General features: G+C 67.7%; 24 protein-coding genes and 3 tRNA genes. 16 read left to right on the top strand and 11 right to left on the bottom strand.

What is annotated here, in order from left to right:
* Positions 1-4 precede the first annotated feature (4 nt).
* The gene (locus H7I87_RS23140) at positions 5-871 is read right to left on the bottom strand and encodes a cyclopropane mycolic acid synthase family methyltransferase (RefSeq protein ID WP_003879399.1); all 867 of its coding nucleotides are present in this window, start codon (positions 869-871) and stop codon (positions 5-7) included.
* A 262-nt stretch (positions 872-1,133) separates the two neighbouring features.
* Between H7I87_RS23140 and H7I87_RS23135 the strand changes: the two genes are divergently transcribed.
* The 4 genes from H7I87_RS23135 to H7I87_RS23120 all read left to right on the top strand — a co-directional run bounded on the left by H7I87_RS23135 (position 1,134) and on the right by H7I87_RS23120 (position 4,009).
* Positions 1,134-1,649 carry a nitroreductase family protein gene (locus tag H7I87_RS23135; RefSeq protein ID WP_023862216.1) on the top strand — a complete coding sequence of 172 codons (516 nt, stop codon included), beginning with the start codon at positions 1,134-1,136 and terminating at the stop codon, positions 1,647-1,649.
* Between the two features lie 51 nt (positions 1,650-1,700).
* Positions 1,701-2,450, top strand: a complete 750-nt coding sequence (locus H7I87_RS23130; RefSeq protein WP_031348248.1) for a class I SAM-dependent methyltransferase — start codon at positions 1,701-1,703, stop codon at positions 2,448-2,450.
* A gap of 80 nt (positions 2,451-2,530) precedes the next feature.
* Positions 2,531-2,986 carry a cyanase gene (cynS, locus tag H7I87_RS23125; protein ID WP_003879402.1) on the top strand — a complete coding sequence of 152 codons (456 nt, stop codon included), beginning with the start codon at positions 2,531-2,533 and terminating at the stop codon, positions 2,984-2,986.
* Positions 2,987-4,009, top strand: coding sequence for a patatin-like phospholipase family protein (locus tag H7I87_RS23120; RefSeq protein WP_019732801.1), 1,023 nt, complete (start codon positions 2,987-2,989; stop codon positions 4,007-4,009).
* An 87-nt stretch (positions 4,010-4,096) separates the two neighbouring features.
* On the opposite strand, the gene H7I87_RS23115 is transcribed toward H7I87_RS23120, so the two are convergent.
* From H7I87_RS23115 to H7I87_RS23095, 5 genes are all read right to left on the bottom strand, one after another.
* A complete protein-coding gene (locus tag H7I87_RS23115; RefSeq protein ID WP_009979159.1) occupies positions 4,097-4,576 on the bottom strand; it encodes a hypothetical protein in 480 nt (159 codons plus the stop codon).
* A complete protein-coding gene (locus H7I87_RS23110; RefSeq protein ID WP_023862218.1) occupies positions 4,573-6,939 on the bottom strand; it encodes a molybdopterin oxidoreductase family protein in 2,367 nt (788 codons plus the stop codon). Before H7I87_RS23110 ends, H7I87_RS23115 begins: the two co-directional genes overlap by 4 nt.
* Positions 6,940-6,991: 52 nt before the next feature.
* Positions 6,992-7,687, bottom strand: a complete 696-nt coding sequence (locus tag H7I87_RS23105; protein WP_019732798.1) for a crotonase/enoyl-CoA hydratase family protein — start codon at positions 7,685-7,687, stop codon at positions 6,992-6,994.
* A gap of 16 nt (positions 7,688-7,703) precedes the next feature.
* Positions 7,704-8,537 (bottom strand): DUF8453 domain-containing protein, encoded by an 834-nt coding sequence (locus H7I87_RS23100; protein ID WP_003873578.1) that lies wholly within the window; start codon positions 8,535-8,537, stop codon positions 7,704-7,706.
* A 70-nt stretch (positions 8,538-8,607) separates the two neighbouring features.
* A complete protein-coding gene (locus H7I87_RS23095) occupies positions 8,608-9,321 on the bottom strand; it encodes an MBL fold metallo-hydrolase (RefSeq protein ID WP_009979155.1) in 714 nt (237 codons plus the stop codon).
* Positions 9,322-9,445: 124 nt separating this feature from the next.
* On the opposite strand from H7I87_RS23095, the gene H7I87_RS23090 reads away from it, so the two are divergent.
* The 12 genes from H7I87_RS23090 (at position 9,446) to rplA (ending at position 14,584) form a co-directional block, all read left to right on the top strand.
* On the top strand, positions 9,446-9,652 hold the full coding sequence (locus H7I87_RS23090) for a type II toxin-antitoxin system VapB family antitoxin (protein ID WP_003873576.1): 207 nt from the start codon (positions 9,446-9,448) through the stop codon (positions 9,650-9,652).
* 84 nt (positions 9,653-9,736) lie between these two features.
* Positions 9,737-9,809, top strand: a tRNA-Thr gene (locus H7I87_RS23085).
* Positions 9,810-9,861: 52 nt separating this feature from the next.
* Positions 9,862-9,935 (top strand) — tRNA-Met (locus H7I87_RS23080).
* Between the two features lie 45 nt (positions 9,936-9,980).
* Entirely contained in the window at positions 9,981-10,148 is a 168-nt protein-coding gene (rpmG, locus tag H7I87_RS23075) for a 50S ribosomal protein L33 (protein WP_003873575.1), read from the top strand.
* Between the two features lie 75 nt (positions 10,149-10,223).
* Positions 10,224-10,676: a (3R)-hydroxyacyl-ACP dehydratase subunit HadA gene (hadA, locus tag H7I87_RS23070; RefSeq protein WP_003873574.1), complete on the top strand. Its 453-nt coding sequence runs from the start codon at positions 10,224-10,226 to the stop codon at positions 10,674-10,676.
* Positions 10,663-11,091 (top strand): (3R)-hydroxyacyl-ACP dehydratase subunit HadB, encoded by a 429-nt coding sequence (gene hadB / locus H7I87_RS23065; protein WP_003879406.1) that lies wholly within the window; start codon positions 10,663-10,665, stop codon positions 11,089-11,091. Before hadA ends, hadB begins: the two co-directional genes overlap by 14 nt.
* Before the next feature lie 3 nt (positions 11,092-11,094).
* Positions 11,095-11,598, top strand: a complete 504-nt coding sequence (gene hadC / locus H7I87_RS23060) for a (3R)-hydroxyacyl-ACP dehydratase subunit HadC (RefSeq protein WP_003879407.1) — start codon at positions 11,095-11,097, stop codon at positions 11,596-11,598.
* A gap of 144 nt (positions 11,599-11,742) precedes the next feature.
* Positions 11,743-11,815, top strand: a tRNA-Trp gene (locus tag H7I87_RS23055).
* A 92-nt stretch (positions 11,816-11,907) separates the two neighbouring features.
* On the top strand, positions 11,908-12,351 hold the full coding sequence (gene secE / locus H7I87_RS23050; RefSeq protein WP_003873571.1) for a preprotein translocase subunit SecE: 444 nt from the start codon (positions 11,908-11,910) through the stop codon (positions 12,349-12,351).
* Between the two features lie 42 nt (positions 12,352-12,393).
* Positions 12,394-13,164 carry a transcription termination/antitermination protein NusG gene (nusG, locus tag H7I87_RS23045; protein ID WP_003873570.1) on the top strand — a complete coding sequence of 257 codons (771 nt, stop codon included), beginning with the start codon at positions 12,394-12,396 and terminating at the stop codon, positions 13,162-13,164.
* Positions 13,165-13,210: 46 nt separating this feature from the next.
* The gene (gene rplK, locus H7I87_RS23040; protein WP_003873569.1) at positions 13,211-13,639 is read left to right on the top strand and encodes a 50S ribosomal protein L11; all 429 of its coding nucleotides are present in this window, start codon (positions 13,211-13,213) and stop codon (positions 13,637-13,639) included.
* Between the two features lie 237 nt (positions 13,640-13,876).
* Entirely contained in the window at positions 13,877-14,584 is a 708-nt protein-coding gene (gene rplA, locus H7I87_RS23035) for a 50S ribosomal protein L1 (protein WP_003873568.1), read from the top strand.
* Here rplA and H7I87_RS23030 read toward each other — a convergent pair.
* The 5 genes from H7I87_RS23030 to H7I87_RS23010 all read right to left on the bottom strand — a co-directional run bounded on the left by H7I87_RS23030 (position 14,581) and on the right by H7I87_RS23010 (position 19,503).
* Complete coding sequence (locus H7I87_RS23030; RefSeq protein ID WP_019732797.1) at positions 14,581-15,867, bottom strand: RNA polymerase sigma factor; 1,287 nt, start codon at positions 15,865-15,867, stop codon at positions 14,581-14,583. The genes rplA and H7I87_RS23030 overlap by 4 nt on opposite strands.
* A 4-nt stretch (positions 15,868-15,871) precedes the next feature.
* Positions 15,872-16,570: a YciI family protein gene (locus H7I87_RS23025; protein ID WP_009979149.1), complete on the bottom strand. Its 699-nt coding sequence runs from the start codon at positions 16,568-16,570 to the stop codon at positions 15,872-15,874.
* 93 nt (positions 16,571-16,663) lie between these two features.
* Positions 16,664-17,560: a hydroxymycolate synthase MmaA4 gene (gene mmaA4 / locus H7I87_RS23020; RefSeq protein WP_009979148.1), complete on the bottom strand. Its 897-nt coding sequence runs from the start codon at positions 17,558-17,560 to the stop codon at positions 16,664-16,666.
* A gap of 84 nt (positions 17,561-17,644) precedes the next feature.
* Positions 17,645-18,505, bottom strand: a complete 861-nt coding sequence (locus tag H7I87_RS23015; RefSeq protein ID WP_003873564.1) for a cyclopropane mycolic acid synthase family methyltransferase — start codon at positions 18,503-18,505, stop codon at positions 17,645-17,647.
* Between the two features lie 89 nt (positions 18,506-18,594).
* Entirely contained in the window at positions 18,595-19,503 is a 909-nt protein-coding gene (locus tag H7I87_RS23010; protein ID WP_011726103.1) for an alpha/beta fold hydrolase, read from the bottom strand.
* Between the last annotated feature and the right edge of the window lie 5 nt (positions 19,504-19,508).

Raw genomic sequence — 19,508 nt, 5'->3', positions numbered from 1 at the left:
GGGGTTACTTGGCCAGCGTGAACTGGTTGACGTCGATGTAGCCGGCCCGGAACGCGTCGGCGCAGCCGGTCAGATACCTCATGTAGCGCTGGTAGACCTCTTCGGACTGGATCGCGACGGCCTCGCTGTGGTGCGCGCGCAACGCATCGGCCCAGTGGTCGAGCGTGCGGGCGTAGTGCAGCTGCAGGGACTGCCGGCGTTTGAGGGTGAACCCCATCTTCGAGGAGTGGAACTCCACGACCTCGATGGCCGGCAGCTGCCCGCCGGGGAAGATCTCGGTGGCGATGAATTCGTTGAAGCTGGTCTGCTCCTCGGTGAGCGGCAGGCCGCGCTCCACGATCTGCTCCGGGGTCAGCATGGTGATGGTGTGCAGCAGCATCACCCCGTCGTCGGGCAGTACCCGGTAGGCGGTCGCGAAGAAGTCGTCGTAGCGGTCGTAGCCGAAATGCTCGAACGCGCCGATGGAGACGATTCGGTCGACCGGCTCGTCGAACTCCTCCCAGCCGTGCAGCAGCACCCGCCTGCTGCGCGGGGTGTCCATCGCGTCGAGCAGCTGCTGCACGTGGGCGGCCTGGTGCCGGGACAGGGTCAGGCCGATGACGTTGACGTCGTAGTTCTCGACGGCGCGGCGCATGGTGGCGCCCCAGCCGCAGCCCACGTCGAGCAGCGTCATCCCGGGCCGCAGCCCCAGCTTGCCCAGTGACAGGTCGATCTTGCGTAGCTGCGCCTCCTCCAGCGAGATGTCGCGGTTGCGATCCCAATAGGCGCAGCTGTAGGTCATGGTGGGGTCGAGGAACAGCCGGAAGAAGTCGTCGGACAAGTCGTAGTGGGCCTGTACCTCTTCGAAGTGCGGTGTCAGATTCTCTGCCACGGCGGCTACTCGCCTTTCTGACTCGGGGCCATTGGGGTTGTCACGAACGGGCCGGTGAGTCGGTTCACCTCGGCTTCCCCGGTTCCACATCGTCTAACCGGGCGATGAGTGTTGATTTGTGGGCCAGGGTGTTTGGCTGCGCCCGCACCCGTCTACCCACGTTTGTCGCGCCGGACGGCGGGCGACCGCGCCATCGCCATCCGGGAATTCACGCCATCCTACGCGGGTTGAGCAGGGAGAACAGTCACTGGAAGGACGCTTCATGGAAGCTTGGGACGCGATCTGTGCGCGACGCAATGTGCGGGAGTACCAGCCGCGGGCGATTGCCGAGGAGGATCTGGACCGCATCGTGGAGGCCGGCTGGCGCGCGCCGTCGGCGAAGAACCGGCAGCCGTGGGACTTCGTCATCGTCACCGACCGGACCCAGCTGCAGGAGCTGTCCACGGTGTGGCGGGGCGCCGGCCACATCGCCGGGGCGCCGGCGGCGATCGCGATCGTGGTGCCCGAGCCGCCCGACGAGCGCCGGCTGGTCACCGACAACTACGACGTCGGCCAGGCCACCATGGCGATGATGATTGCGGCCACAGACCTGGGCATCGGGACCGGGCATTCGTCGGTGGGGGATCAGGACAAGGCGCGCGCCATCCTCGGCGTGCCCGACGGTCATCTGGTGGCGTTCCTACTCGGGGTGGGCTATCCCGCCGATCGCCCGCTCACCCCGATCCGCAAGCCGAACCGCCGGCCGTTCACCGAGGTCGTGCACCGCGGCCGTTGGTGAGCGCGCAGCCGAAAAACGTTCGGCGCCTTGTCGAGTCGTAAGCTGATAGGCGTGCATGACCACCGGGGCGAATACGGAGTCGACGGGTCCTTTCACACGGTCTCGGCACGCGCGCAGGCGATAGGCATCGGCGCCCAGGCCGCCGGCCTGGCGGTGTGGGCCGGGATCAGCTGGGCGCGCGGCAAGCGGCGCAGGGCCGCGCTGGCCGCGCTGTCGAGCGCCGGCATCGCGGCCAACACCGCGTTGTACATCTACGCGACGCGGGCCGGGAAATTCGTTGTGTGGGACCGGATTCTGAGCGATCTGCGGCTCGCCGGCGACGAAACCCTGCTCGATCTGGGCTGCGGTCGGGGTGCGGTGTTGCTGGCCGCGGCCAAGCGGTTGCCGCGGGGCCGGGCGATCGGCGTCGACCTGTGGCAGGCGGACCAGACGGACAACTCCGAGCAGGCCACGCTGGCCAACGCGGCGGCCGAGGGCGTCGCCGACCGCGTCGAGCTGCACACCGCCGACATGACCGCGCTGCCCCTGGCCGACGAGAGCGTCGACGTGGTGGTGAGCAACCTCGCGATCCACAACATTCCGACGCGCGCCGGCCGGCGCCAGGCGCTCGACGAAGCGGTGCGGGTGCTGCGGCCGGGTGGCCGGCTGGCCATCGCGGATCTGTGGGAGACGCGTCAGCACGCCGCCCGGCTGCGTGAGCTGGGCTGGCGCAACGTGCGGCGGCGCAACCTCGGCTGGCGGATGTGGTACGGCGGCCCCTGGTTTTCGACGCGGATCGTCACCGCCACGAAACCCGAATAGTCAGAACAGCAGCGGGTCAACCGGCTCGGCCATGGAACGGATGATGGCTACCCCCCGACGCGGCGTGCATGCTGGGACGCATGACGAGAAACCAACTCACCGAACAGATCGTCGTCGCGCGGCTGGCCAAGGGGCTGACCTGGCAGGAGCTGGCCGACGCCATCGGCCGCCCGCTGCTGTGGACCACCTCGGCGCTGCTCGGACAGCACCCGATACCGGCCGAGCTGGGCCGGATCCTCGTCGACAAGCTGGGCCTCGACGAGTCGGCGGTGCCGGTGCTGGCGGCGCCGCCGATGCGCGGCGGCCTGCCCACCGCCGTGCCGACCGACCCCACCATCTACCGCTTCTACGAAGCCCTGCAGGTCTACGGCGGCGCCCTCAAAGAGGTGATCGCCGAGCAGTTCGGCGACGGCATCATGAGCGCGATCAACTTCAGTGTCGATCTGCAGAAGAAACCACACCCGTCCGGAGACCGGGTGGTGGTCACCTTCGACGGGAAATTCCTTCCCTACCAATGGGTTTCATCGGAGCAGTAGGTGACGCCCAAGACGGAGCCGGCGAAGCCGGTGGACCTGGTGCTCTCCGGCGGCGGCGTCAAGTTCATCGGTCTGGTGGGTGCCATCGTGGCGCTGATGGATGCCGGCTATTCGATCAAAAGGGTCTCCGGGGTCTCGGCCGGCTCGGTGGTGGCGGCGATCCTGGCGGCCGGCTGCCACGCCGGCGAGCTGACCGGCGCGCAGGTCAAGGAACTCGCCTTCTCCGTCCCGCTGCACAAATGGCGCGACGCCGGGCCGGTGCCCTATCTGGGTGCGGCGTGGGGGCTGGCGCGGGACACCAGCATGTACCGCGGCGACGTCGCGCACGACTGGATTCGCAGCGAGCTGAAGAACTTCGGGGTCAGCACCTTCGGCGACCTTGTCTTCGACGGCGACGATCTGCCCGACGAGCGCCGCCGCCGGCTGGTGGTCACCGTGGCCGACGTCACCGCGGCCCAGCTGGTGCGGCTGCCGTGGGACTACCGGCGGCTCTACGGCTTGGACCCCGACGAGCAGCCGGTGGCCGACGCGGTGCGCGCCTCGATGGCCATCCCGTTCTTCTACCGGCCGGTCAAGCTGGCCAGAGCCGACGGGACCGCCTGCACCCTGGTCGACGGCGGGGTGTTGTCGAATTTCCCGATCGACACCTTCGACCGTCCCGACGGCCGGGCGCCGCGCTGGCCCACCTTCGGGATCACGGTCATGCCAAGCCCCACCGAGGGCATCGGTGCGGTGATGCCGGCCCTGAAACCGCTGCGCTTCTTGCCGCAGACGGCGCTGTTGGAAAGCCTGCTGATCACCATGCTGGCCGGCCACGACCAGACCCATCTCAGCCAGCCGTGGGTCGCGGCCCGCGCCATCGCGGTGGAATCGACGAACGTCGGCGTGCTCGACTTCGACGTCCCCCGGTCTCGCCTGGAGGAGCTGTACGACAGCGGCTACGCGGCCGCCCAGGCGTTCCTGTCGACCTGGGATTGGCAGGCCTACCTGGACCGGTTCCGGTATCCGGGCGGGCGCGGGTGAAGTGACGGCCCGGCGCGCACGTGCCACACTGGCGGCGAGGAGGCGAGCAACGCGGTGGCGGCGAGCAGCGGCCACCGCGTTCGCCTCTCAGTTCATCAACACCTGCGGCGAAAGCTCCTTGAGCATCGCGTTGGCCCAACGCATCTGGCGCAGCGTCTCGGGGTGACAGCGCGACGCCAGGCCCAGCAGCTCGGCATCTTTGGCCGCCTGCGCACCTTGGGCCAGCAGCTCCCAGTCCAGCGACACGCCGGCGGCCAGCCGGTGGATCCGGCGCAGGTCGGCCAGCAGCACCAGCCCGGGTTCCGGCCGGTGCCGCAGCAGACCGCTGATCCGCTGCTGCACGACACCGGTGCGCGCAGCGGTGTGCGGATCGGCGGACAGCCGCAGACCGTAGTGGCGGCCGTGCCGCGCGAGCTCGCCGAGGTGCCGGTGCGACCAGCCGGCCAGGTCGCGGGCCAGGTGGCAGATGTCCTGGTCGCTGTGGTGCCGGGCGGCCATCACGGTCAGTTGGTGGGCCAGCTTGCGTTCGGAGCGGTGCAGTTCGCGGATCGCCAGCCTCAGTTTCATGACGGGCTCCCGGCCGCGACGGCCTCGCTCACCGGCGCCGCCGTGTGGGTCGGGGCCATGTCGAGCCGGGCGGCGGCCGTTTTGAAGCTCGGCTGCTTGGACGCCGGGTCCCAGTCGGTCACCGTGAGTTCGTTGCCGGCCCGTTGATGATCCCCGCCATCCCGGTCCCAGTAGCCGTAGTGGAAGGGCACGAACAGCACCCCGTCGCGGATGCCGCCGACGCGCGCGGCGCAGGTGATTCGGCCGCGCGGAGTGCTCACGTGCACCAGATCGCCGGCCTCGATGCCCAGGCGGCGCGCGTCGCGTTCGGAGACCTCCACCCACACCTCGGGCGCGGCATCCTGAAGCTGTTGGGCCCGAGCCGTTTTCGTGCGGGTGTGAAAGTGGTAGACGGTGCGGCCGGTGATCAGCGCGAACGGGTAATCCGGGCCGGGCCGCTCGTGCGGGGGCAGGTATTGCGCCGCCTTGATGATGGCCTTGCCGGACGGGTTCAGCGAGCGGTACTCGTCGGGCTGCAGCGGGGCGCCCGTGATCAGGTCCTTGCCGTACGCCTCGCAGTAGTCGGGCGCGGCCGGAAATCTCCCATCCTCATACAGCCGCTCGGTACCGTCGGGATGATCTGTGTTGCACGGCCATTGGATGCCGCTGCCGCCCCGCAGCTTCGCGTAGCTCAAGCCGGTGTAGTCGCACGGCCGGCCCGCGCTGCATTTCTTCCACGCCTCGAACGCCGACTCCGGATCGGTCCACGGCGGAAACGGACGGCCGTCCTTGTCGCGGAAATCCATCCGGCGCGCGAAGTCCAGGAAGATCTCCAAGTCCGAACGCGCGGAACCCGGTGGCTCCACGGCCTTTTCGGACAGGTGCACCGTGCGGTCGGCGTTGGTGAAGGTGCCCGTCTTCTCCGCCCACGCCGCGGCCGGCAACACCACGTCGGCCAGCGCGGCGGTCTCGGTCAAGAAGATGTCCTGGACGACGAGGAACAGCCGCTGCTGCGACAGGATGTCGCGGATGCGCGGCAACTCCGGCAGCGACACCGCGGGGTTGGTGGCGGTCACCCACAGCATGCGCAGCGTCCCCTCCTCGGCGAAGCGGAACATCTGCATGGCGTGCGTGGGCGGACCGTAGTGCGGGATCTGCAGCGGCTCGAGGTTCCACAGGTCCGCCAACTCGGCGACGTGGGAGTCGTTGGACCAGTTGCGGAAACCGGCCAGGTCGCCGTCGGCGCCGCACTCGCGGGTATTCTCCGCGGTCGGCTGTCCGTTCATCTGCAGCACCCCGCAGCCGGGCCTGCCCAGCATGCCGCGCACCAGGTGAATGTTGTTGACCTGCACGGCCGCCGCGGTGGCCTGGTGCGACTGGTAGAAACCCTGCAGCACGGTGGACAGTAGCCGCTGCGCGGTGCCGATCAGCCGGGCGGCCCGCCGAAGGTCCGTGGCGGCCACACCGCAGATCTCGGCCACCCACTCGGGCGTGAATTCGCTTACCCTGCATTGTAATTCGTCGAAACCCACGCTGTGCGCGTCGATGTAGTCCCGATCGATCCAGCCGTTGCCGATGATCTCGTGCAGCAGGCCGTTCATCAGCGCCACGTTGGTGCCCGGCAGCGGCGCCAGGTGCACGGTGGCGTGCCGGGCGACCGGCGTCAGCCGGGGGTCGACGCAGACGATGGCCGGCGGGTCGCTGCCGGCCAGCCGGTCCAGCATCCGCGCCCACAGCACGGTCTGCGTCTCGGCGACGTTGTGCCCGAACAGCGCGATGACGTCGGCGTGGTCCACGTCGGTGTAGGACCCGGGCTGGCCGTCGCAGCCGAACGATTCCTTCAACGCCTCGGCGGCCGTCGCGGTGCACAGCCGGGTGTTGCCGTCGACGTGGTTGGTGCCGATCGCCCCGTGCGCGATGGCCGCCTGGGTGTAGTACTCCTCGGCGAACAACTGCCCGGAGGTGTAGAAGCCGATCGAGCTGGGGCCGTGGCGGTCCAGCAGTTCGCGGCTGCGCGCGACGATCCGCTCCATCGCGGTGTCCCAGTCGCACGGCCGCAACGCGCCGCGCACCCGGAGCAGCGGCGTGGTGAGCCGGTCGGCGGAGGCGTTGGCCTGCCAGCCGAACAGATCCTTGGGATCGAGCCGGCCGTGGTTGACCCGGTCGACGGCGCGCCCGCGCACCCCCACGATCCGTCCGTCCTTGACGGCGATGTCCAAACCGTCGCCGTTGGAATGCAATACCGCCGCCGATTGCACCCAGCGGTCCACCGACTCGGCGGTGACCCCGTCGGCCAGATAGGTGTCGACGCGTTCCGGCCATCGGGTGCCGGGCGCATAGGGTGTGCGCGTCCCCCACGGGTTCGCGATGCGATCTGTTGCCACACCGGTGACTTCCCCGGTCGTTGCGGCCGAAACGCCGAAATACGCTCCGGGCCTACAGACCGAATTCGGCTTCGATGCCGTCGATCCCGGCGCGGATGGCCGCCAGCGCGTCGGCGCGGGCCCGCAACTTGGTGGCGGCGTGGGCGCGCTGGTTCAGCTCGGCGAATTCGGCGGCGGCCTCCTCGGCGCGGTCAACCACCACCTCGGGCAGCACGATCTCGTCGACAAAGCCTGCGGCCAAAGCGGTTTCGCCGAAGAACGTTTTGGCCAGCCCGCTGGCCTGCTGGTAGGCCGATGGCGTGAGCCGCAGCTTCATGATCTCCATCGCGGCATACGGGATGACCATGCCGATCGCGACCTCGTTGGCCTGGATGTTGTAGGCGTGCGCGGCCACCCGGTGATCGCCCGACGACAACAGGAACGCACCCATCGCGATGGCGTGCCCGGTGCAGGCCATCACCACCGGCTTGGGATACGACAGCAGGCGATAGGCCAGCTCGAACCCGCCGCGCAGCATGTCGACCGCGGGCTGCACCTCGCCGGACGTGAGGATCTTCAGGTCGAAGCCGCCGCTGAACACCCGCTCGTTGCCGGTGATCACCAGCGCCCCGGCGTTGTCCGCCTCGGCCCGGTCGATGGCCTCGCCCAGGGCCTGCTGCATGGTCGGGCCCAGCGCGTTGACCTTGCCGTCGTCCATCCTGATGACGGCGACGGGGCCCTTGGTGCTGTAGTGGACCGGGCCGCTCATGAGTTGCTCCTTGCCGTCACGCCGGCTGGCTGTGGTGCTTGCCCAGGTCGTCTTCGGCGTTGCTCCAGCGCAGGCTGACATCGGTGGGTTCGTCGAGTTGGCGGCTGCGCCACCTGTCTTGGGTTTCCCGGACCGCGGCGTTGATCCGTTCGATCTCGCTGCGGAACACCTCGGGACGGGTTTCCTTGCTGGCGTAGTGGAAGTAGGTGAGCAGCCCGCGCAGCAGCTCCAGCTTCTCCTTCTCCCGCTTGGCCAGGTCGTGGGTGGTCATCAACTCGATGCGCTGCACGGGCGGCAGGGCGTCCCAGTCCAGCACGACGTCGGTGTGCAGCGGCGTGCGTTCCCGCTGCCAGAACCGCCGGCCGCCGGCCGGCGCGGGCCGGTCGTAGTAGGTGACCGTGCCGGTGAAGCGGGATTCGATGCCGCTGCCGATCTCGGCGCGGTCCAGCGCGGAGTCCCACACCGTGCGCCACTCCTGGCCGGGCGCCAGCACCGGCAGCTGGCGGGGCAGCCGCAGTTCGACGACGTCGGCGTAGCCGTCGGTGGCGCTCTCGTATTCGGCCACGGTGGGCGGATTGTCGAAGGAGAATTCGATGTCGTAGGCAGCGGTCTGGCCGAAGTTGCGGACCACCAGTTCGATGACGTGCCAGTCGGCCGGGTGCGGCTCCATGAACATCGCGACGTGCGGGCGGGTCTGCTCGGCGGCCGCCCGGCGATTGCGGGCGATCTGGCTGTTGGTGAAGATCAGCGTGATGACGGCGAGCGCGATCGCCGCCCATGCTGCCCACGCGATCCAGGTGCTGGACCCGACGTGCGTGACCCCATGCCAGCTGTCCTGGATCCAACCCATGGAATCCACCCTCCGCTTATATCACAGGGCCGGCCGCGGGGTGATCACGATCGAGCGATCACCGGACGGCTCAGCCGCCCATCAGCATCCGCCATTGGTCAAGGTCGGAGGCCCGGTAGACGTAGTTGGACCGCTTCACCTCCGACAGCGAGGCGCTCGGCTCGGCCGAGTACCAGTGCCCGGGAAACACCGTCGGGTCCCCGGGAAGCTTCGCCAGCCGCTGCAGGCTGCGGTACATCTCGTCGGAGTCGCCGCCGGGAAAGTCGGTGCGCCCGCAGCCCTCCAGGAACAGCGTGTCCCCGGCGACCAGCCGGCCGTCCAGCAGGAAGCACTGGCTGCCCGGCGTGTGACCGGGGGTGTGCAGCAACTCGATCTCGATGTCGCCGACGCTGACCTTGTCGTGGTTCTCGTGGGCGGTCAGGTCGCTTGCGCTGATCCCGGTGACCCGCGAAACCCACAGCGCCTCATGGCTATTGACGTGCACCGGCACCGGCGCCCGCTCCAGCAGTTCGGCCAGGCCCGCCAGCGTGAACCCCATCATCGAGCCGCCCACGTGGTCGGGGTGGTGATGGGTCACCAGCACGCCGGACAGGTGCATGCCGTCGGCCTCGAGCGTGTCGAGCAGGTCGGAGGCGGCGTAGGCGGGGTCGACCACCACGCAGTCCCCGGTCTGCCGGTCACCGATCAGGTAGGCGAAGTTGCGCATCTGCGTCGCGAACATGTCGCCGGCGGCGAAGTCGCGACCGGAGAGCAGTTGGCGAAAGTACAGCCGGTCGTCGGACACCTGACCAGACTATGACGCGGCCGCGGGTGGCCCGCCACCCCTTGCGGATTCGGCCGGCCGGACTTTGCCGCACACGGCCTGCCAGCAACGGCTTCGGCGGGTGGTCAGTGGGTATTGTTGTCGCATGAGGAAGAAGGTTGAAATCGAGGTCGACCTCGAATTGGTCGATGAGGCGATCCGCCGCTTCCATCTCGCCGACGCCCGCGAGGCCGTCAATCTCGCGTTGCGGACCCTGCTGCACGAGGGCGATTCCGTCGCATCCGAAGACGAGTACGACGAGTTCAGCGACCTCAGCGCCTGGCAGCCTCGGCGGAACGCCGAAAGCGGCTGATCGGCATCCGGCGTGGTTTGGTGCCGCTGCGAACCAGGCTGTACCCTCTTCTAGGCCCGCGCGACTGGTCGCTTCGGGTGTACGGCCCCCTTAGCTCAGTCGGTAGAGCGTTTCCATGGTAAGGAAAAGGTCAACGGTTCGATTCCGTTAGGGGGCTCGGCGGACGCCGAGCAGGCGTGGCGGCCCCGACCCCAAAAGGGGTGGCCAGAGGCGATGTAGCTCAGTCGGTTAGAGCGAACGACTCATAATCGTTAGGTCGCCGGTTCGAGTCCGGCCATCGCTACAACCCAACAGCACGGATTTTTTCACGAATCGAGGCAGAACCGTCATGGCTTCCAGTACCGACGTACGGCCGAAAATCACCTTGGCGTGCGAGGTGTGCAAGCACCGCAACTACATCACCAAGAAAAACCGCCGGAACGACCCGGACCGACTGGAGCTGAAGAAGTACTGCCCCAACTGCGGTAAGCACCAGGCGCATCGGGAGACACGCTAGCGGCCGGCCGCGCGCGTTCACTCCGATTGACTAGGTAGTTTAAGAACCGTGCCGTTAACCACAAACCTCGTCGGGATGCACTACCGCTACCCCGACCATTACGAGGTGGAGCGGGAGAAGATCCGCGAGTACGCGGTCGCCGTGCAGAACGACGACGCGTGGTACTTCGAGGAGAAGGCGGCCTCCGAGCTCGGCTACAAGGGCCTGCTGGCCCCGCTCACGTTTGTCTGCGTCTTCGGCTACATGGCGCAGTCGTCGTTTTTCAAGCACGCCAACATCGCGGTGAAGGACGCCCAGATCGTCCAGGTGGACCAGGTGTTGAAGTTCTACGCCCCGCTGGTGGCGGGCGACAAGCTCTACTGCGACGTCTACGTGGACTCGGTGCGGGTGTCGCACGGCACCCAGATCATCGTCACCAAGAATGTCATCACCAACGAGGCCGGTGACGTCGTGCAAGAGACCTACACGACCCTGGCGGGCCGTGCCGGCGAGGATGGAGAAGAGGGATTTACTGATGCCACTGCGTGAGTTCAGCTCCGTGAAGGTGGGTGACCTGCTTCCGGAGAAGGTCTACCCGCTGACCCGTCAGGATCTGGTGAATTACGCGGGGGTGTCCGGCGACCTGAACCCGATCCACTGGGACGACGAGATGGCCAAGGTCGTCGGCCTGGACACCGCGATCGCGCACGGCATGCTGACCATGGGCATCGGCGGGGGCTACGTCACCGCGTGGATCGGCGACCCGGGCGCGGTCACCGAATACAACGTGCGGTTCACCGCCGTGGTGCCGGTGCCCAACGACGGCAAGGGCGCCGAGCTGGTGTTCAACGGCCGGGTGAAGTCGGCGGACCCGGAGACCAAGTCGGTCACCATCGCGCTGACGGCCACCACGGGCGGCAAGAAGATCTTCGGTAGGGCCATCGCGTCCGCGATCCTTGCGTAGGCCATGGCGCTCAAAACAGACATCCGGGGAATGATCTGGCGCTATCCCGACTACTTCGTTGTGGGGCGCGAACAGCTGCGTCAGTTCGCCCTGTCCGTCAAGAACCGCCACCCGGCCCACTTCTCCGAGGACGCCGCCGCCGAACTCGGCCACGACGCGATCATCGCGCCGCTGACCTTCGCGACCATTTTCGCCAAGCTGGTCCAGCTGGATTTCTTCCGGCACGTCGACATCGGCATGGAGACGCTGGTGATCGTGCAGGTCGACCAGCGGTTCGTGTTCTCCAAGCCGATCAAGGCCGGCGACAAGCTGTGGGCGCGGATGGACATCGTGTCGGTGGACGAGCGGTTCGGCGCCGACATCGTGGTCACCAAGAACATCTGCACCAACGACGACGGTGAGCTGGTGCTGGAGGCCTACACCACGCTGATGAGTCAGTTCAACGGCGACCAGTCGGCGAAGCTGCGCTGGGACTCCGAGTCCGGCCAGGTCGTCAGAACGGCGTAATTGGTATCTGACTCCCGCTCCGATGTACACTCGGGCCTCGGGGTTTTCCCAGCATCAGCGCGCTTTCCGTGAGTCGAGCAATCGGGAGGCGCGCGTGTCATGTAAGCCCCGGTAGGTAAGCGCAGGTTGGCCTGCCAACCGCGAAGGGGCGTAGCTCAACTGGCAGAGCAGCGGTCTCCAAAACCGCAGGTTGCAGGTTCAAGTCCTGTCGCCCCTGCTGAACAGGGATCCGTGTCATGGTGGACACTGGAAGACATGCCGCCACTGATGGGACGGCTCTTGGGGTACTAGCAAACAAAGGAGCATGCGGTGAGCGACGAAGGCGACGTTGCCAACGACGCCGCAAGCGACGGCGCTGACACGACGGACGACCGCGCCGGCGGTGGCCGGACCGCGGTGGTGACGCGGCCGCAGCGCCCTACCGGCAAGCGGTCACGGCAGCGGGCGGCGGGGGACGCCGACGCGGAGCCGTCGGACGAGGCCGAGGTCTCCGCGCCGGAGAAAGCCGAGAAAGCCAAGCGCAAGAAGGCCGCGAAGCCGAAGAAATCCGCGGACACCCGGGCGAACCCGTTTGTGTTCGTCTACAACTACCTCAAGCAGGTCGTTGCAGAGATGCGGAAGGTCATCTGGCCCAACCGCAAGCAGATGCTCACCTACACCTCCGTCGTGCTGGCCTTCCTGGCCTTCATGGTGGCGCTGGTCGGCCTGGCGGATTTCGGCCTGACCAAGCTGGTGCTGCTGGTGTTCGGCTGAGCGAGTGACGCCGCTTTGAAAGTGACAGAGAGGACTCAACCCGTGACTACCTTCGACGGTGACCCGTCCGCGGGTGACGCGGTCGACCTGAGGGAGACCGACGAGGCCACCGAGGCCGCCGACGAGGCCGCCGAGACCACCGAGGACGCCGCCGAGTCGGCCGAGACGCAGGGCGAACCGGCGGAAGAGGTTGACCCGGCCGCCGCGCTCAAGGCCGAACTGCGCAGCAAGCCCGGCGACTGGTACGTCATCCACTCCTACGCGGGATACGAGAACAAGGTCAAAGCCAACCTGGAAACGCGGGTGCAGAACCTCGACGTCGGGGACTACATCTTCCAGGTCGAGGTGCCCACTGAAGAGGTCACCGAGATCAAGAACGGCCAGCGCAAGCAGGTCAACCGCAAGGTGCTGCCCGGCTACATCCTGGTGCGGATGGATCTGACCGACGACTCGTGGGCCGCGGTGCGCAACACGCCCGGGGTCACCGGGTTCGTCGGCGCGACGTCGCGCCCGTCGGCGCTGTCGCTCGACGACGTGGTGAAGTTCCTGCTGCCGCGCGGCGCGACGAAGAAGGTCGCCAAGGGTGCGGCCAGCACCGCGGCCGCCGCCGAGGCGGGCGGCCTGGAGCGTCCGGCCATCGAGGTCGACTACGAGGTGGGCGAGTCGGTGACGGTGATGGACGGACCGTTCGCCACCCTGCCGGCCACCATCAGCGAGGTCAACGGCGAGCAGCAGAAGCTCAAGGTGCTGGTGTCCATCTTCGGCCGCGAAACGCCGGTGGAACTGACCTTCAGCCAAGTCTCCAAGCTCTGAACCGGCGCCGGCGCCGGGCACAAACCAGGAAGGACAACAACATCTCATGGCCCCGAAGAAGAAAGTCGTCGGGCTGATCAAGCTCCAGATCCAGGCGGGGCAGGCCAACCCGGCGCCGCCGGTCGGGCCCGCGCTCGGTCAGCACGGCGTCAACATCATGGAGTTCTGCAAGGCCTACAACGCCGCCACCGAAAACCAGCGCGGCCAGGTCATCCCCGTCGAGATCACCGTCTACGAGGACCGCAGCTTCACGTTCGCGCTCAAGACCCCGCCCGCGGCCAAGCTGTTGCTCAAGGCCGCCGGTGTGGGTAAGGGCTCGGCCGAGCCGCACAAGAACAAGGTCGCCAAGGTCAGCTGGGACCAGGTCAAGGAGATCGCCGAGACCAAGAAGGCCGACCTGAACGCCAACGACATCGACGCCGCGGCCAAGATCATCGCCGGCACCGCCCGGTCGATGGGTATCACCGTCGAGTAGTCCGAGCATGACGGAGCGGGGCGAGGAACGAGGCCCAGCGTAGGAGTGCGAAGGACGAATCGACGCAAAGATACCGTCGAGTAGGACCCCTCGTCGAATAAACCTGAGCACGACGGAGCGGGCCGAGGAACGAGGCCCAGCGTAGGAGTGCGAAGGGCTTATTCGACGAGAAACAACACCGTGGGAGGGCCAGCTTCGGCCCGCCAACCACGACCCAACACCAGATTGGATGAGTCAATGAGCAAGCGCAGCAAGGCATATCGCGCGGCCGCCGAGAAGGTGGACCGCGACAACCTCTACACCCCGTTGCAGGCGGCCAAGCTGGCCAAGGAGACGTCGTCGACCAAGCAGGACGCGACCGTCGAGGTGGCGATCCGGCTCGGCGTCGACCCGCGCAAGGCGGACCAGATGGTGCGCGGCACGGTCAACCTGCCGCACGGCACCGGCAAGACCGCCCGGGTCGCGGTGTTCGCCGTCGGCGAGAAGGCCGAGCAGGCGCAGGCCGCCGGCGCCGACATCGTCGGCAGCGACGACCTGATCGAAAAGATCCAAGGCGGCTTCCTGGACTTCGACGCGGCCATCGCCACGCCCGACCAGATGGCCAAGGTGGGCCGCATCGCCCGGGTGCTCGGCCCGCGCGGCCTGATGCCCAACCCCAAGACCGGCACCGTCACCCCCGACGTCGCCAAGGCCGTCGCCGACATCAAGGGCGGCAAGATCAACTTCCGGGTGGACAAGCAGGCCAACCTGCACTTCGTCATCGGCAAGGCGTCGTTCGACGAGAAGGCCCTCGCGGAGAACTACGGTGCCGCGCTGGACGAAGTGCTGCGGCTCAAGCCGTCGGCGTCCAAGGGCCGGTACCTGAAGAAGATCACCGTGTCGACGACGACGGGCCCGGGCATTCCGGTGGACCCGTCGATCACCCGCAACTTCGCCGAGGCCTAGGTCCCTCCGCGAGAGTGCAACTGGCGACGGCCGTTCTCGGGAAATGCGTCGCCAGTTGCACTTTCGGCAGCTGAAGTGCACTCGGCGATGCGCCGCCTCAGGAATTCGCGGCCCGGCTCGGATCCGTTGGACTGCAACGCGATTCGGTACCAGGGCAGCGCCTCGGCGGGCCGCCCGGCGCGCCGCAGGAGATCGGCGCGGAGCGTCGCGATGAGATTCGAGCGTTCCAGCTTAGGTTCGTCCACCTCCTCCAAGGCGGCTAAGCCGGCGTCGGGACCGTCGCGCAGCCCGATCGCCAGCGCCCGATTCGCGGCCACCACCGGTGAACGGGTCAATTGCCATAGCCGGTCGTAGGCGGCGCAGATGGTGACCCAGTCGGTTTCTTCCCAGGACGGCGCGGTGGCGTGCAGCGCGGCGATCACCGCCTGCGGCAGGTAGGCGCCGCTCGACCCCTCGGCATAACGCAACCGGTCCAGTCCGGCCGTGATGCGCCGGCGGTCCCAGCGCGTACGGTCCTGCTCCTCGAGCGGCACCGGCACACCGTGGGCGTCGACCCTTGTGGCGCGCCGCGAATCGTGCAGCAGCATCAGCGCGGACAGCGCGTGTGCCTCGCGCTCGTGGGGCAGCAGCGCGCACAACTCGGCGCCCAGCCGAATGCCTTCGTCGCACAGGTCGTCCCGGATCGCCGACGGCCCCGCGGTGGACCAGTAGCCCTCGGTGAACACCGAGTACACGCAGCCCAGCACGTGCGGGGTGCGCTCGCCCAGCAGCTCGGCGGGCGGCACCCTGAGCGGGATGTTGGCGTGGCGAACCTTGTTCTTGGCGCGGGTGATTCGCTGACTGATGGCGGCCTCGGACTGCAGCAGCGCCCGGGCGATCTCGGCGACGGTCAGCCCGGACACCAACCGCAGCGTCAGCGCCAGCTGCGACGGTCGGTCCAGGGCCGGGTGCGCGCAGGTGAACATCATCCGCAGCTCGTCGTCGCGCACCGGATGCGGGTCGGCGGCATCGGTGCGCGCCCGAATGTCGTCCAGCACGGCGGCCAATTCCTTTCCGGGACGCGCGGATTCGCGGCGCAGCCGATCGCGGGCGCGGTTGCGCGCGACGGTGACCAGCCAGCCGCCCGGATTGGCGGGCATCCCGTCGCGGGGCCAGGCGCGCAGCGCCTCGGCGCAGGCCTCCTGGACGGCGTCCTCGGCGACGGTGAGGTCACCCGACCACCGCGCCAGCGCGGCGACGGCGGGTCCCCACTCCCGGCGGAAGACGCCGTCCAGGTCGGCCATGCGCCTACAGGTCGGAGACTCCCGCCAGCTGGCGCAGCTGCACCGTGGACGCGGGAATCATGGACGCGATCTTGACGGCCTCGTCGCGATCGGCGGCGCCCAGCAGGTAGATCCCGGTGGCGATCTCCGCGCTCTCCACATACGGCCCGTCGGTGATCAGCACCTCGCCGTCGCGCACCCGCACCGTGGTGGCGGTCGACTTGTCGTGCAGCGCGGCGCCGCCGATGATGTGGTCGCCGGCGGCCGCGTGCAGCTCCGCGTGCTTGGCGGCCACCGCCTCCCACTCCGGCGTGCCGGGCGTGTGGGCGGATTCCGCCGGTTCCAGCAGCAGCGCCAGCCAGTCGTTGCCGGTGATCCTGCGGGACGGCTCGACCGCGTGCACCACCGGCCACAGCTCCACCGCCCCGAACGCGGCGACCGGCACGTCGCGCGCCAGCGCCAGCGCCTCGTCGAGGTTTTCGGCCTCGAAAATGTAGTAGCCGCAGGCCACCTCCGCGGTCTCGGCGAACGGGCCGTCGGTCACCACCGGCGCGTCGGGGCCGCCGGTGATGACGGCCGCGGCCGCGGCGGGCGCCAGCGCGTCACCGGCCTTGATCGCCGGACCGGCCTTGGCGTGGAAGCTTTCCCACGCCGCCATGGCGGCGGCCGCGTCGTCGGGCTTGCGCTCCTGCTCCCTACTGATCAACAGCGCGAAGTACTGCATGTCGTCACCTCCAGGTGGTGAGCGGAACCGTGTGTTCCACTCTCTACCTACTCGACGAACGGCGCAGCCCTAATCCGACAGCCGCCGCGAAAATCAGGCGGCCGCCCCCGGCTTGAGGTAGGTCACCAGGCTGCAGTCGAGCATCTCCTCGGTGAAGTAGTGCTCGCAGCCGCGCAGGTACTTGATGTAGCGGTTGTACACCTCTTCGGAGGTGACCTCGATGGCCTTGTCCCGGTTCGACTCCAGCGTGTCGCCCCAGATGTGCAGCGTCTTGATGTAGTGCGGCCGCAACGAAAGAGGTTCGGGCACAACGAATCCCGCCTTCTCGCCGTGATCGACCATCATCTGGGTGGACGGCAGCCGGCCGCCGGGGAAGATCTCGGTGACGATGAACTTGATGAACCGCGCCGTCTCGAAGCTCAGCTTCTTGCCGCGGGCGGCCAGGTCGTAGGGGTGGTAGCTGACGCTGCTCTGCACGGTCATCCTGCCATCGTCGGGCATGATGTCGAAGGTCCGCTTGAAGAAGTCGTCGTAGTTCTCGTGGCCGAAGTGCTCGAACGCCTCGATGGACACGATGCGGTCGACCGGCTCGTTGAAGTCCTCCCAGTTCTGCAGCCGCACCTGGCGGCAGCGGTTGCTGTCCAGCGAGGCGAGCAGCTCCTCGCAGCGGGCGTGCTGGTTCTTGGACAGCGTCAGGCCGATCACGTTGACGTCGAACCGCTCCACGGCGCGCTTCATGGTGGTGCCCCACCCGCAGCCGATGTCCAGCAGCGTCATGCCCGGCTTGAGGTCCAGCTTGTCCAGGTTGAGGTCGATCTTGGCGTACTGGGCCTCTTCCAGGCTCATGTCGTCGCGCGCGAAGTAGGCGCAGCTGTAGGTCCGGGTCGGGTCCTGGAACAGGCCGAAGAAATCGTCGGAGACGTCGTAGTGCGCCTGGATGTCCTCCGAACGTGTCCGGGTCTTGGTCGGGCTACTCGGTTGCTCAGCCATGTTCGTCCTGTTCTCCTGGAGGAGGCGTTCCTGACGGTGCGAGTGCGCGTCGCGGGCCCGACCGCGGATGCAAAGTCTACTGCGCTACTTGGTCAGGGTGTATTGGGCCACGTTGGAGATTCCTTTGCGGAACAGCTCCGCGCAGCCGGTCAGGTAGCGCATGAAGCGGTCGTAGACCTCCTGCGACTGGATGGCGATGGCCTGCTCCCGGTTGGCCTCCAGGTTGGCTGCCCAGGTGTCCAGGGTCCGGGCGTAGTGCGGCCGCAGGTACTGGACCTGCTCCAGCGAGAAGCCGCTGGCCTGGGACAGGTCGACGATGTCGGCTTCGCCGCACATCTGCCCGCCGGGGAAGATCTCCTTGCCCAGGAAGTGGAAGAACCGCAGATCCGACATGGTGATCGGGATGCCGCGTTCCTTCCACTGCGACTGCGGGTAGGTGAAGATGCTGTGCATCAGCATCCGGCTGTCGTTGGGCAGGCTCTTGTAGGCCCAATCCCAGAACGCGGGCCAGCGTTCCTTTTTGAACGCGTCGAAGGCCTCGAAGCTGATGATCCGGTCGACGGGCTCGTCGAACTCTTCCCAACCCTGCAGCCGCGCCTCGGCGCGCCGGGTGGTCGGGATCGCGGCCAGCCTCTCCTTGGTGCGCGCATAGTGGTTGCGGCTGAGCGTGATACCGATGACGTTCACGTCGTATTTTTCCAACGCCCGCACCACGGCCCCACCCCAGCCGCAGCCGACGTCGAGCAGCGTCATGCCCGGTTCGAGGTTCAGCTTGTCCAGCCCCAGATCCAGCTTGGCCAGCTGCGCCTGTTCCAGCGTCATGTCGTCGTTTTCGAAATAGGCGCAGGTGTACACCATGTTGGGGTCAAGGAACAACGCGAAGAAGTCGTCGGAAATGTCGTAGGTTGCTTGCGACTCTTCGTAATACGGCTTCAGCTTGGCCATCGGTTACACCCACCCTCCTTCGACAACCGTACAACTCTGTGACTTGGACTGAAAATTGCGGGGAACCGTTTCTACCGAGAGTTTTTGGCTCAGCTGGCCTTGGCGAAGTTGTTCGCCAGCACGCCGATCACCTGATCCCACAACTGCTGTGGCAGATCATGACCCATCCCGTCGAATAACACCAATCGGGCGCCGTCGATGGCGCCGGCCACCGCGCGGCCCCCGAACGGCCGCATCAGCTTGTCCGCCCGGCCGTGGATCACCACGGTGGGCGCGGTGGTCCGACGGTTGTAGCGGCGCAGGCTGCCGCTGCCCAGCACGGCGGAAAAGTGTCGGGCGACGCCCTGCGGGTAGTAGTTGCGGTCGTAGCCCTCGGCGGCCTCGGCGCGCGCCTGCTCCTCGGGCACCCGGTAGCGCGTGCTGCCGATGATCCTGCCGACCCGCACCGCGTTGTCGATGATCACCTCGCGCGGCGAGTCGGGCGGCGGCCCCTTCAGCAGCGCCAGCAGCGCCCGCGGCGCCGGCGGCGGCAGCAGCGCGGAATTGTTGCTGGAGAAGATGACCGCCAGGGTTTTGGTGCGCTGGCGGAACCGGGCGGCGAAAATCTGGGCGATCATGCCGCCCATCGACGCCCCCACGATGTGGGCGTCGTCGATGCCCAAATGGTCCAGCACGGCCGCGGCGTCGTCGGCCATGTCCTCCAGCCGGTACGCCGATTGGCTGGGCAGGCCCAGCCAGGACCGCAGCAGCCGGGTGACCAGCGGTTGCCCCGAGCTGCGGTGCTCGGTCTTGCTGGACAGCCCCACGTCGCGGTTGTCGTACCGGATCACCCGCAGCCCGCGGCCCACCAGCTTCTCGCAGAACGCGGTCCGCCACAGCAGCAGCTGGGCGCCCAGCCCCATGATCAGCAGCACCGGCGGGTCGTCGATGTCGCCCATGTCCTCGTAGTAGAGCTTCAGGTCGCCTGATATGGCGTGCCCCGTGCGGACCTGCACCATCGAAG

This window comes from Mycobacterium timonense, assembly GCF_025821985.1.
Taxonomy (GTDB): domain Bacteria; phylum Actinomycetota; class Actinomycetes; order Mycobacteriales; family Mycobacteriaceae; genus Mycobacterium; species Mycobacterium avium.
The sequence above is the reverse complement of the archived record's forward strand: the minus strand, read 5'-3'. Positions and strand labels throughout refer to the sequence as shown.

What these genes read in the sequence shown, in the direction of transcription:
- H7I87_RS23030 (WP_019732797.1), bottom strand. Translation starts at nt 15,867, where the DNA reads ATGGCCGACCTGGACGGCGTCTTCCGCCGGGAGTGGGGACCCGCCGTC.
- cynS (WP_003879402.1), top strand. Translation starts at nt 2,531, where the DNA reads ATGACGAGAAACCAACTCACCGAACAGATCGTCGTCGCGCGGCTGGCC.
- hadB (WP_003879406.1), top strand. Translation starts at nt 10,663, where the DNA reads ATGCCACTGCGTGAGTTCAGCTCCGTGAAGGTGGGTGACCTGCTTCCG.
- H7I87_RS23105 (WP_019732798.1), bottom strand. Translation starts at nt 7,687, where the DNA reads ATGAGCGGCCCGGTCCACTACAGCACCAAGGGCCCCGTCGCCGTCATC.
- hadC (WP_003879407.1), top strand. Translation starts at nt 11,095, where the DNA reads ATGGCGCTCAAAACAGACATCCGGGGAATGATCTGGCGCTATCCCGAC.
- mmaA4 (WP_009979148.1), bottom strand. Translation starts at nt 17,560, where the DNA reads ATGGCTGAGCAACCGAGTAGCCCGACCAAGACCCGGACACGTTCGGAG.
- H7I87_RS23015 (WP_003873564.1), bottom strand. Translation starts at nt 18,505, where the DNA reads ATGGCCAAGCTGAAGCCGTATTACGAAGAGTCGCAAGCAACCTACGAC.
- H7I87_RS23115 (WP_009979159.1), bottom strand. Translation starts at nt 4,576, where the DNA reads ATGAAACTGAGGCTGGCGATCCGCGAACTGCACCGCTCCGAACGCAAG.
- rpmG (WP_003873575.1), top strand. Translation starts at nt 9,981, where the DNA reads ATGGCTTCCAGTACCGACGTACGGCCGAAAATCACCTTGGCGTGCGAG.
- rplA (WP_003873568.1), top strand. Translation starts at nt 13,877, where the DNA reads ATGAGCAAGCGCAGCAAGGCATATCGCGCGGCCGCCGAGAAGGTGGAC.
- H7I87_RS23100 (WP_003873578.1), bottom strand. Translation starts at nt 8,537, where the DNA reads ATGGGTTGGATCCAGGACAGCTGGCATGGGGTCACGCACGTCGGGTCC.
- H7I87_RS23025 (WP_009979149.1), bottom strand. Translation starts at nt 16,570, where the DNA reads ATGCAGTACTTCGCGCTGTTGATCAGTAGGGAGCAGGAGCGCAAGCCC.
- rplK (WP_003873569.1), top strand. Translation starts at nt 13,211, where the DNA reads ATGGCCCCGAAGAAGAAAGTCGTCGGGCTGATCAAGCTCCAGATCCAG.
- H7I87_RS23010 (WP_011726103.1), bottom strand. Translation starts at nt 19,503, where the DNA reads ATGGTGCAGGTCCGCACGGGGCACGCCATATCAGGCGACCTGAAGCTC.
- hadA (WP_003873574.1), top strand. Translation starts at nt 10,224, where the DNA reads ATGCACTACCGCTACCCCGACCATTACGAGGTGGAGCGGGAGAAGATC.
- H7I87_RS23090 (WP_003873576.1), top strand. Translation starts at nt 9,446, where the DNA reads ATGAGGAAGAAGGTTGAAATCGAGGTCGACCTCGAATTGGTCGATGAG.
- H7I87_RS23135 (WP_023862216.1), top strand. Translation starts at nt 1,134, where the DNA reads ATGGAAGCTTGGGACGCGATCTGTGCGCGACGCAATGTGCGGGAGTAC.